The organism is Azospirillum sp. TSH100, from assembly GCF_004923295.1.
Lineage (GTDB): Bacteria > Pseudomonadota > Alphaproteobacteria > Azospirillales > Azospirillaceae > Azospirillum.
Genome location: NZ_CP039635.1, coordinates 577,370 through 588,724, shown reverse-complemented (window position 1 = coordinate 588,724; position 11,355 = coordinate 577,370). Strand labels below are relative to the sequence as shown.

The following is an 11,355-nucleotide window of genomic DNA, read 5'->3' as shown; positions in this document are numbered from 1 at the left end:
GGGTATGTTCACGTCCGGAGAAGGCGTCCCGGCGTCGGAACGGGTATGGTCCACGGGACGACAGGGCCTCCACGAAGAAGGGCACTTGGCCAATGGCGAGCGACATGACGACGGACACCCGCAAGGACCAGGCGCAGACCGGCGTCTCCGAAAGCCGCAACCCCGGCCCCGCCGACCACCGGGCCGAGGCCCTGCGCGCGGCGGCGGACGCCATCGCGCGGGCCGACCATGGCGACCCCTTCGCCGTGCTCGGCATGCAGCAGGAAGCCCCCGGCCGCCCGGTCGAGGTCCGTGCCTTCGTTCCCGGCGCGGAAAAGCTGTGGGTGATCGACAGCGCCACCGGCGAGCCGGCCGGCGAGGCCGAGCGCATCCACCCGGACGGCTTCTATCGCGCGGTGCTGCCCGACCGGACGGAGCGTTTCCGCTACCGGCTGCGCGCCCAGTACCCGCTGGCGACCCAGGAGTTCGAGGACGCCTATCGCTTCGGCAACATGCTGGGCGAGCTTGACGTCCATCTGCTGGCCGAGGGCACCCACCTGCGCACCTACGAGAAGCTGGGCGCCCATCCCCGCGAGGTCGACGGCGTCGCCGGCGTGTCCTTCGCCGTCTGGGCGCCCAGCGCCCGCAGCGTCAGCGTCGTCGGCGACTTCAACAACTGGGACGGCCGCCGGATGCCGATGCGCCGGCGCGTCGAGGTCGGCGTCTGGGAGATCTTCGTCCCCCACGCCCATGCCGGCCAGCGCTACAAGTTCGAGATCCGCGGTCCCAACGGCAACCTGATGCCGGCCAAGGCAGACCCCTACGCCTTCCAGGCGGAAATGCGCCCGGCCACCGCCTCGGTCGTCCACGGCCTGCCGTCCTACGAGTGGCGCGACCAGGACTGGCAGAGCCGCAAGCTGTCGTCGTCGGACCGCACGGCGCCGATCTCGATCTACGAGGTTCATCTCGGTTCCTGGGCGCGGGTGCCGGAGGAGGACAACCGCTTCCTGACCTATCAGGAACTGGCGGAGCGGCTGATCCCCTACGCCAAGGACATGGGCTTCACCCACATCGAGCTGCTGCCGATCACCGAGCATCCGTTCGACGGCTCCTGGGGCTACCAGCCCATCGGCCTCTATGCGCCGACCGCCCGCCACGGCTCGCCGGAGGACTTCAAGGACTTCGTCAACGCCTGCCACCGCGCCGGCCTCGGCGTTCTGCTCGACTGGGTGCCCGGCCATTTCCCGACCGACCCGCATGGGCTGGGCAATTTCGACGGCACGCATCTCTACGAGCATGCCGACCCGCGCCAAGGCTTCCATCAGGACTGGAACACCCTGATCTACAATTTCGGCCGGACCGAGGTGCAGAACTTCCTGCTGGGCAACGCGCTGTTCTGGCTCGACCAGTACAAGCTGGACGGGCTGCGCGTCGATGCCGTCGCCTCCATGCTTTATCTCGACTACAGCCGCAAGGAAGGGGAGTGGATCCCCAACAAGTTCGGCGGACGCGAGAACCTCGAATCCATCGCCTTCCTGAAGCGGATGAACGAGCTGGTCTACGGCCAGCAGCCGGGCGCCATGACGGTGGCGGAGGAATCGACCTCCTGGCCGATGGTGTCGAAGCCGACCTACCTCGGCGGTCTCGGCTTCGGCTACAAATGGAACATGGGGTGGATGCACGACACCCTGCATTACATGCAGAACGACCCGATCCACCGCCGCTACCATCACCACCAGATGACCTTCGGGCTGATCTACCAGTTCTCCGAAAACTTCGTGCTGCCGCTCAGCCATGACGAAGTGGTGCATGGCAAGGGCTCGCTGATCAACAAGATGCCGGGCGACGACTGGCAGAAGTTCGCCAACCTGCGCGCCTATTACGGCTTCATGTTCGCCCATCCCGGCAAGAAGCTGCTGTTCATGGGCGGCGAGTTCGCCCAGTGGAACGAGTGGAGCGAGGCGCGCAGCCTGGACTGGCATTTGCTGGACCAGCCGATGCACCGGGGCATGCGTGACCTCGTCCGCGACCTGAACCACCTCTACCGCGAGCTGGAACCGCTGCACAGGACCGACTGCGACCCCTCCGGCTTCGAGTGGATCGAGTCGAACGACAACGAGAACTCGGTCTTCACCTTCCTGCGCAAGGCCGACGAGTCCGGGCACATCGTCATCGCCGTGTGCAACTTCACGCCGGTGCCGCGCCAGGGCTACCGCGTCGGCGTGCCGCTGCCCGGCCGCTATGTCGAGCGGCTGAACACCGACGACGCGACGTACGGCGGCAGCGGCGTCGGCAACCCCGGCGGCGGCGTCTATGCCGAGGAAACCCCCTGGCATGGCCGCACCCACTCGCTTGACCTGACCATCCCGCCGCTGTCGACGCTGATTCTGGAGCGGACGGCGGAGTAGCCCCTTCCGCCCAACCCGCACCCGCTCCTCCAACCCGACACCCATCCCTTCTCCCCCCTGGGGAGAAGGTTAGGATGAGGGGGTGCAGAAGGCACAGCCCCCACTTGCACGGGGTGCTGCACTGTCATGACCCCGTTCGGTGCGTTCCCGACCTGACCGGTGCGGCGCATTTCACACCCTCTTCCGAGACGGGAGAGGGCGATCACGCCAAATGCGGCCACCCGCCCCATCGTTGCCAACCTCCCTTGACGCCGCCGGGGGGAGGCTTTCTTATTGGATCCCTTGTGTCTTTTCGGGGAACCGGTGAGGCGTGCGTTGGCTGATGGTCGATAGGAACCCTGTTACCCCCCTTGATGACGCGCTGCGGAACCGGCCGGCGAACCGCATGGCGCCGTGCCGCCAGGGCCGTGAAACGATGGAACACCTTCCGAAAACTGTTTCATCCTGTTCCAAACGTTCCATCCGCCGACTCTCCGATCGGCGCCCCGCTGCATCGCCGGCCCTGACGATCACCTCCAAGACATCCACCACACAGGCCGCCCGCTGATGCCCTCCACCCCCTCGCGTACCCCGGTCTGGCCCGGCAAGCCCAATCCGCTCGGCGCCACATGGGACGGGTTCGGCGTCAATTTCGCGATCTTCTCCGCCCATGCCGAACGGGTGGAGCTTTGCCTGTTCGACAAGACCGGCCAGCGCGAGGTGGAACGCATCACCCTGCCGGAACACACCGACGAGGTCTGGCACGGCTATCTGCCCGACGCGCGGCCCGGCCTGCTCTACGGCTACCGCGTCCACGGTCCGTACGAGCCGGAGGAGGGACACCGCTTCAACCCCAACAAGCTGCTGCTCGACCCCTATGCGCGGGCGCTGTTCGGCGGTTTCAAATGGTCGGATGCCCATTACGGCTACCGGGTCGGCTCGACGAAGGAAGACCTCTCCTTCGACCGGCGCGACAATGCCCGCGGCATGCCGAAATGCCGGGTGGTGGATGGCGCCTTCACCTGGGGCCACGACCGTCACCGCCGGGTGCCCTGGACCGACACGATGCTGTACGAGACCCATGTCCGCGGCTTCACCATGCGTCATCCCGAGGTGCCGGCCCATCTGCGCGGCACCTTCGCCGGCATGTCGACCCAGAGCGTCATCGAGTATCTGCGGGCGCTCGGCATCACCTCGGTGGAGTTCCTGCCGGTCCAGGCCATCGCCGACGAGCAGCATCTCGTCACCCGCGGCCTGACCAACTACTGGGGCTACAACACCATCGGCTTCTTCGCGCCGGAGCCGCGCTACATGAACACCGGCGTCCTGTCGGAGTTCAAGACGATGGTCGCCCGCCTGCACGAGGCGGGGATCGAGGTCATCCTCGACGTCGTCTACAACCACACGGCCGAAGGCAACCATCTGGGGCCGACCCTGTCCTTCAAGGGCATCGACAATCTCAGCTATTACCGGCTGCTGCCGGACAGCCCGCGCCACTACATCAACGACACCGGCACCGGCAACACGCTGGATTTCAGCCACCCGCGCGTGGTCCAGCTGGTGATGGACAGCCTCCGCTACTGGGTGACGGAGATGCATGTCGACGGTTTCCGCTTCGACCTCGCCACCGTGCTGGCGCGGGAGCCCTACGGCTACGACCCCGGTTCGGGCTTCCTCGACGCCGTGCGCCAGGATCCGGTGCTGGCCGACGTCAAGCTGATCGCCGAGCCGTGGGACGTCGGTCCCGGCGGCTATCAGGTCGGCAATTTCCCGCCGGGCTGGGCGGAGTGGAACGACCGCTACCGCGACACCGTGCGGCGCTACTGGCGCGGTGACGACGGCATGCTGCCGGAACTGGCCGGCCGCATCGCCGGCTCCGCCGACCTGTTCGAGAAGCGCGGACGCCGCCCCTGGGCCAGCGTGAACTTCATCACCGCCCATGACGGCTTCACCCTGCACGACCTCGTTTCCTACAACGACAAGCACAACTGGGCGAACGGCGAGGAGAACCGCGACGGCCATTCCTCCAACTGCTCCTGGAACCATGGGGTGGAGGGACCGAGCGACGATCCGGCGGTGGTCGAACTGCGGGCGCGGCAGAAGCGCAACATGCTGGCGACGCTGATGCTGTCGCAGGGCACGCCGATGATGCTGGCCGGCGACGAGCTGGGCCACAGCCAGGACGGCAACAACAACGCCTATTGCCAGGATAACGACATCACCTGGCTCGACTGGAGCCGGCGCGACGGCTCGCTGGTCTCCTTCGTCCGCCGGCTGATCGCGCTGCGCCGCGCTCATCCGGTGCTGCGCCGCCCCCTGTTCCTGCATGGACGGGAGGTCGCGGCCAACGGGCTGAAGGACATCGTCTGGTACAACGCGCAAGGAGTGGAAAAGACGGCGGAGCATTGGCGCAACACCCAGGCCCGCTGCATCGTCCTGCTGCTGAACGGCCGTGCCGGCACCCATGTCGGGCCGGACGGGCAGTCGCTGTCCGATGGCGTCCTGCTGATCGTGCTGAACGCCCATGCCGACCTTCTGACCGTGACCCTGCCCGACGTGCCGGGCGGCCGGGGCTGGCGCTGTGTGCTCGACACCCGTGTCGCCGACGGGGCGGGGGACGAGCGCATGCATCTTGCCGGCCGGTCGGTGCTGGTCGACGGGCGGACGGTCCTGGTCTTCACCCTTGTGGAACAGCCGGGCATGTGAGGGGCGGGCATGTCACAGGCGGCGAGCCGCCCTGCGATCCTTTGCCCACTGTCAATGCGCCGCCCGGGTGGAGATGCTACCGCGACGGGCGAAGACAAAGCGTGTTACACTGTGCCGCGCGTTCCCGTCACAGCCGCAGCGGAGCTTCGGGTAGGACGATGCCGGATTACGACTTCTCACAGGCCGATGCCGCGATCATCGATAGCCAGATCAACACCGCGCGCGTGTTCCGCGACGTGCTGATCCGGCTGGGATTTCGGCGGGTGGAGCTGTTTGACCAAGTGAAGGCCGCCGCCGGTCTGCTGGGTGCCACCGTGCCCGATCTGGTGCTGGTGGATGCCGATGGCGAGGATTCCGAGGCCTTCCGCTTCATCCGGTCGCTGCGCAACGAACCGAGCGTGTCCAACCCCTTCGCCGGCATCATCGTCACCACCTGGGCACCGACCCCGGCACTGTTGACCCGGGTCACCAATGCCGGCGGCGATGACCTGCTGATGAAGCCGGTTTCGCCCAAGCAGGTGCGCGACCGCATCATCAGCCTGATCGAGTCGCGCAAGGGGTTCGTCGTTACCGCCGATTACACCGGCCCCGATCGCCGCAAGTCACCGCGCGAAGGGGCGCAGGTGCCGGTGCTGGACGCCCCCAACACGCTGCGATTGAAGGCCACCGGCCAATGGACCCAGTCCGGCGCCCGCATGCTGCTGAACGAGGCGATCGCCACCGTCACCACTCAGAAGCGGCTGCGCGCCAGCATCCAGGTCGCCTTTCTGGTTGAATTCGCCCTGGACGGTCTGGCCCGGCCGTCGCCGGACCGCATGTCCGTCGACCATGTCGGCCGCATCGGCGGCTTCCTGGACGACCTGCTGCGCCGGCTGGGCGACGACGGTGACCATGCGCCGGTGGAGGCGGTCGCCCGCGCCATCAAGACCCTGGCCGACAAGGTTCGCACGGCCGCCGAAACGGGGCCCGTTTCCGCCGACGACCGCGACCAGCTGCAGGCGCTGTCCCGCGCCCTGATGCAGGCGGTCGACCCCGACCGCCCGCTGGAGGCGATGACGCGCGAGGTGTCGTCCGCCGTCGCCGGCTATCGAATCCGGCTGGAGCAGATCGCCCAGGCCAAGGCCGCCGCTGCATCGGCGCTGCCGGCTTCCACCGCTGCGGCGCCCGGCGAGGTGATCAACGACTCTTCCGTCCCACCGCCGCCGTCGCCGCCGGCTGCGGCGGGCACGGCCTTGGCCGCCGGCTGAATGGTCGGCGGCGGGATGCGATCCGATGGCATAGGCCGCCGTGCGGCATTGACGCCAGCCGCCGCCGCCCCAATCCCTAAGCCCCATCCTTCTTTCCGTACAACCTGCGGGGACCCTGCATGAGTGATCTCGACCGGCTGGCCGATCTGCTTGGACTCGAACCCCACTATCACGACATCTGGGGGAACCGGCGGGAGACCTCGGCCGCCACCAAGCGGGCGCTGATCGCCGCCATGGGATTGCCGGCCGCCACGGACGAACAGGTCGCCAACAGTCTGCGTACGGTGGAACGCCACTCCTGGAGCCGTCCGCTGCCAGCGGTTCTGGTCGCCGGGGAAGGGCAGGGGATCGATCTCGGCGTCGCCCTGCCGGCCGGCCTGGATGACGCCCTGCTGGTGTGGGAACTGACGCCGGAGGGCGGGACCGCCCAGGGCGGCCGCATCACCGTCCGCGAGCTTCCCGTGACCGACCGGGCCACCCTGGACGGCGCCGCCTATGAGCGCCGAGCGCTTGGCGCACTGCTGCCGGTTTCCCTGCCCATCGGCTATCACCGGCTGGACCTGCATGTGGAGGCTGTCGGCGGAGCTGCGGAGCCATCTGCGGGGCCGTCCGGCTCAACCACCCTGATCGTGGCGCCCGACCGCTGCGTGACGGTGGAGGAGATGGTGCCGGCCGGCCGCAGCTGGGGTATCGGGCTGCAGGTCTATTCGCTGCGTTCGGAGCATGACTGGGGCATGGGCGATTTCGGCGACCTTGCCGGCTTCGCCGAGGTTGCCGGGCGGCTCGGCGCCGGACTGGTCGGCCTCAATCCGTTGCATGCGCTGTTCCCGGCGGACCCCAACCACATCGGCCCCTATTCTCCGTCCAGCCGCCAGTTCCTCAACATCCTCTACATCGATCCGGCCTCTGTCCCCGAATTCGCCGGTGCCGACGATCTGCGCGCCCGGATCGGCGACCCCGACTTCCAGGCTGCGCTGGCCGCCGCCCGGCAGGCGGAACTGGTCGATTATCCCGCGGTCGCCGCGTTGAAGCTGCCGTTGCTGGAGGCCCTGCACACCCGCTTCCGCAGCCTGTCCGACGACCATCCGCGCAAGGCCGCCTATGCCGCCTTCCGGCAGGAGATGGGAGCGGCGCTCGACCGCCACGCCCTGTTCGATGCCCTGCACGAGCATTTCTTCCGCCAGGATTCTTCGCAATGGATGTGGCGGAGCTGGCCGGCCGCCTTCCAGGACCCGCTCAGTGCCGAGGTTGCGACCTTCGCCGCCGAGCATGCCGACCGCGTCGATTTCTTCGCCTGGGCACAGTTCGAGGCTGACCGCCAACTGGGCGAGGCTGCGGCGCGCGGCCGGTCAGCCGGCCTTGGCATGGGCTTCTACCGCGACCTTGCCGTTGCCGCCCATCCCGGCGGCGGGTCTGCCTGGGCCGATCCGTCGATGCTGGTTCAGGGCGCCAATGTCGGGGCGCCGCCCGACCAGTTCAACATGAACGGGCAGAACTGGGGTCTTGCCCCGCTGTCGCCGCTGGGCCTCCGAGAGTCCGCCTACCGCCCCTTCATCGAGCTTCTGCGCGCCAACATGCGTCATGCCGCGGCGTTGCGCATCGACCATGTGATGGCCTTGCAGCACCTGTTCTGGATCCCGGAGGATGGCAGCCCCGGGGCCTATGTCGCCTATCCGTTTCACGACATGCTGCGCATCGTGGCGTTGGAGAGCCGGCGCAACCGTTGCGTGGTGATCGGCGAGGATCTGGGCACCGTGCCGGACGGCTTCCGCCCGGCCCTGGAGCAGGCCGGGATCCTCAGCTACCGCGTGCTCTATTTCGAGCGCACCGCCGACGGCGGCTTCAAGTCCCCTGGCGAATATCCTGCCGGATCGATGGCGACGGTCAGCACCCATGACCTTGCGCCTTTCAAGGGCTTCTGGACCGGCCGCGATCTCGACTGGCGCCAGCGCCTCGGCCTTTATCCGGACGATGCGAGCCGCGACAAGGATCGCTGGGACCGTGGTGTCGACCGTTGGCGCCTGCTGCAGGCCCTGTCGCGCGAGGGGCTGCGTCCGGACTGCTATCCGACCGAGGATGGCGACCAGCCCTTCGGCGTGGAGCTGTCCGCCGCCGTCCACGCTTATCTGGCGCGCACGCCTTCCCGCATCGTGATGGTGCAGATCGAGGATGCGCTGGCCGACGACGAGCAGCCCAACCTGCCCGGCACGGTGGACCAGCACCCCAACTGGCGCCGCCGTCTTCCGCGCAAGCTGGAGGATTTGGCGGACGACGACGAGCTGCGCAGCATCATCGCCCCAATGATGGGAATCACACCGCACTGACCGACAGAGGCCGCCGGTCCGGGGGGTGAAAACCGGGCCGGCGCACTGCTTCTGAAAAAAATGCATCCGGAGCGAAAAAAGCTCTTCACAGCCCGCCATGTGGTCGCTATAAACCCGCCCACACCACGGGGCACGGCAAACGAGCCGCTCCGGTGACGGTCTGGGGGATCGTCTAGCGGTAGGACAGCGGACTCTGACTCCGCCAGCCTAGGTTCGAATCCTAGTCCCCCAACCAACCTTTCCTAGAAATCCTTGCACATCAGGCACTTAGGGCGAAGCCAGCAGGCTTGTCCCCCAACTGTGCCATCAGCCTGTGCCAACGACGGTTCGGCGCCCTTTACGGGGGAGTGCCGGGGATGTCGCTTGGGGTCCATCTCTACCGCCGCGGATCCGTCTACTGGTGGCGCCGGATCCTGCCGGCCTGTGGGGCTGCGGTCGGGGATGTCGGCGCCCCGGAAAATTCTTCGAGAAAAATCGTCGGTCGGGAGATACGCCTTTCCCTGCGGACAAATATGCCCGGCCTCGCACGGCAGCGAGGGCGGCGTCTCAGCGTCGTGGTCGATGCCGTGCTCGCACTCCTCGGCGAGGTCATGCAGGCCGGCACCATCGACACCAGCGCGCTCCGCGCCCTCCTCCAACCGATCCTGCTCGGCGAGCTGGAACGGGCAGAGGTGGCGCGTGCTCTGGGCGGGGAGCGGGGGCCGGAGGAGATCGCCCGGCGTGTCCAGGCCGAGCTCGACGCCGTCGCCACCATCGAGGACGCCGTCCGGCACAACCGGCTCGACGCCGCCCGCGCGGTGCTCGAGCGCGCCGTCACCGTCGGCCTGCCGGTGCCGGCGGCGGAGACGGCCGAGCACAGCTACCTCGCGCGGCTGGTGCTGCGCGGGCTTCCCCGCATCCACCGCATCAACGCCGAACGGGAGCAGAATCACTACGACGACGACCTTGCGGATGTCCTGCCGCCCTTGCCGGCCAGCAGCATGGCGGTCGGCATGCCGGCCGGCGCGCCGTCGGGCAATGCGGTTCCCGGAGCCGAGGGTCGGACCGCCATCGTCGTGGCGCCGCCAGCGCCGGTGCCGACCGTCATGCCTGCGCAGCCGGCGGCGCAGTCCTCCTCGGTCACGGCCCCCGTGGCATCAATCGACCCCGTTGAACCCAACGCCAGTCCGGTGCCCGTCCGGACGGAGGTGGAAGCCCACCCGCACTCCCAGGCCGCTCAGCCCGCCGTCGCTGCGGCGGCGTCCGTGCTCGTCACGACCTCCCCTGCCGCGGCTCCCGCGAGCCCGATCGCCCACTCTGCCACCATTGTCGACCGGACGCCCGAAGCGACGGAGGCGGAAGCACGCCACCAACCGCAGAGGTCCAGCCCGGCAAAGGACTGGACGATCCAGCAGGCCATGGGCGAATGGGTCCGCCGCCGTCAGCGCGATGCGAACCCCTTCAAGACAGCGTCTCTGTGCAAGGAGGAGGAGAGGAACTACCGCGTTGCCGCGGAGCTCTTCACCAGCCTCATCGGCGACCGCCGTGCCGTCGAGGTGACGGAAGAAGACCTGTTGCGGTTCCGGGGGGAACTGCACCGGGTTCCGAACCTGTTCGGCCGCGGCACCTATCGCAACATGACCGGCGCCGAGGCCGTCGCCAGGGCCGACGCGGTGACGGCCTCCCAGCAGGCTGCGGTGATGGCGCGTGCGGAGGACGGACAGATCGACCGCGACAACTTGGCCCACGAGATGCGCGACGCGGAGGTGCCGCGCCTGTCGATGAAGACCGTCAACAAGCACCTCGACAAGATCAAGGGGCTGCTCCGCTGGCTCCGGACCACGATGAAGGTGGCGATCGACCGGGACCTGCTCGATCTCAAGATCCGCTACGATCAGAAGGATATCGGACGCGCGGCCAACGCCGATCGGGAAGCCTTCTTGAGCGCGGACCTCCGCAAGCTGTTCGCCAGCCCGTGCTGGACCGGCTGCGCCGGGATCGACTACCGGCATCGTCCAGGCTCCAGCACGGTCAAGGACGCCAAGTTCTGGATTCCGCTGCTGGCTGCCCTCGAGGGGGTGCGGCTCGGCGAAGCGGCGCAGTTGCTGACCACCGACATCCAACTGCGCTGCTTCGATCAGGAGGACTTCACCGACTGGGATGTCGATCTCGATAATCCGTCGGGTCCGTGGCCCCGTCTGCGGCGGTTCTCGCCCAAGGATGAGGATGGTGTTCCGACCGTCGGCATCTGGTGCATCGACGTCATTCCGGAGGACGGCAAGAGCGTGAAGACCCCCTCTTCGAAGCGGATCATTCCGATCCACCCGCTGCTGCTCGAGCTCGGCTTCCTCGACTACGTCGACGCGCAGAAACGCGCCGGCAAACGGGACCTGTTCCCCGGCCTCCGGCCGGAAAAAGCGACGCGCGCCGGCGAAAACCTTGGAGAATGGTTCAGCCGCTACCTCGAGTACATTGGGATGAAGCGGGAACGGCTTTCGTTTCATTCGTTTCGCCACAGCTTCGACACGCACCTGTTCAACCGCGAGGTTCCGGATGTCCGGGTGAGCGAGCTGATGGGGCACGCGCAGCACGGGCAGACCCGGAACCGCTACTACAAGGGCGCGCGGCTGGCGAAGCTGACCGAGGCGATCGCGTCGATCAACTACCGCCTCCACACGGCCATGGTCGACGGCCAGCTGTGCCTGGTGCTGCCGCCATGCGCGTGAGTGGGGA

At 67.8% G+C, this 11,355-nt stretch carries 5 protein-coding genes and 1 tRNA gene; all 6 read left to right on the top strand.

Features of this window, described 5'->3' with window-relative positions; all coding sequences use genetic code 11:
- Nucleotides 1–104: 104 nt before the first annotated feature.
- Nucleotides 105–2,387, top strand: a complete 2,283-nt coding sequence (glgB, locus tag E6C72_RS15200; protein ID WP_371298442.1) for a 1,4-alpha-glucan branching protein GlgB — start codon at nt 105–107, stop codon at nt 2,385–2,387.
- A gap of 546 nt (nt 2,388–2,933) precedes the next feature.
- Complete coding sequence (gene glgX / locus E6C72_RS15195) at nt 2,934–5,072, top strand: glycogen debranching protein GlgX (protein WP_109083880.1); 2,139 nt, start codon at nt 2,934–2,936, stop codon at nt 5,070–5,072.
- Between the two features lie 158 nt (nt 5,073–5,230).
- On the top strand, nt 5,231–6,319 hold the full coding sequence (locus E6C72_RS15190; protein ID WP_247875446.1) for a two-component system response regulator: 1,089 nt from the start codon (nt 5,231–5,233) through the stop codon (nt 6,317–6,319).
- A gap of 119 nt (nt 6,320–6,438) precedes the next feature.
- Complete coding sequence (malQ, locus tag E6C72_RS15185) at nt 6,439–8,643, top strand: 4-alpha-glucanotransferase (RefSeq protein WP_109083881.1); 2,205 nt, start codon at nt 6,439–6,441, stop codon at nt 8,641–8,643.
- 161 nt (nt 8,644–8,804) lie between these two features.
- A tRNA-Gln gene (locus E6C72_RS15180) sits at nt 8,805–8,878 on the top strand.
- A gap of 319 nt (nt 8,879–9,197) precedes the next feature.
- Entirely contained in the window at nt 9,198–11,348 is a 2,151-nt protein-coding gene (locus tag E6C72_RS15175; protein WP_247882144.1) for a site-specific integrase, read from the top strand.
- Nucleotides 11,349–11,355 lie beyond the last annotated feature (7 nt).

What these genes read in the sequence shown, in the direction of transcription:
- glgB (WP_371298442.1), top strand. Translation starts at nt 105, where the DNA reads ATGACGACGGACACCCGCAAGGACCAGGCGCAGACCGGCGTCTCCGAA.
- glgX (WP_109083880.1), top strand. Translation starts at nt 2,934, where the DNA reads ATGCCCTCCACCCCCTCGCGTACCCCGGTCTGGCCCGGCAAGCCCAAT.
- E6C72_RS15190 (WP_247875446.1), top strand. Translation starts at nt 5,231, where the DNA reads ATGCCGGATTACGACTTCTCACAGGCCGATGCCGCGATCATCGATAGC.
- malQ (WP_109083881.1), top strand. Translation starts at nt 6,439, where the DNA reads ATGAGTGATCTCGACCGGCTGGCCGATCTGCTTGGACTCGAACCCCAC.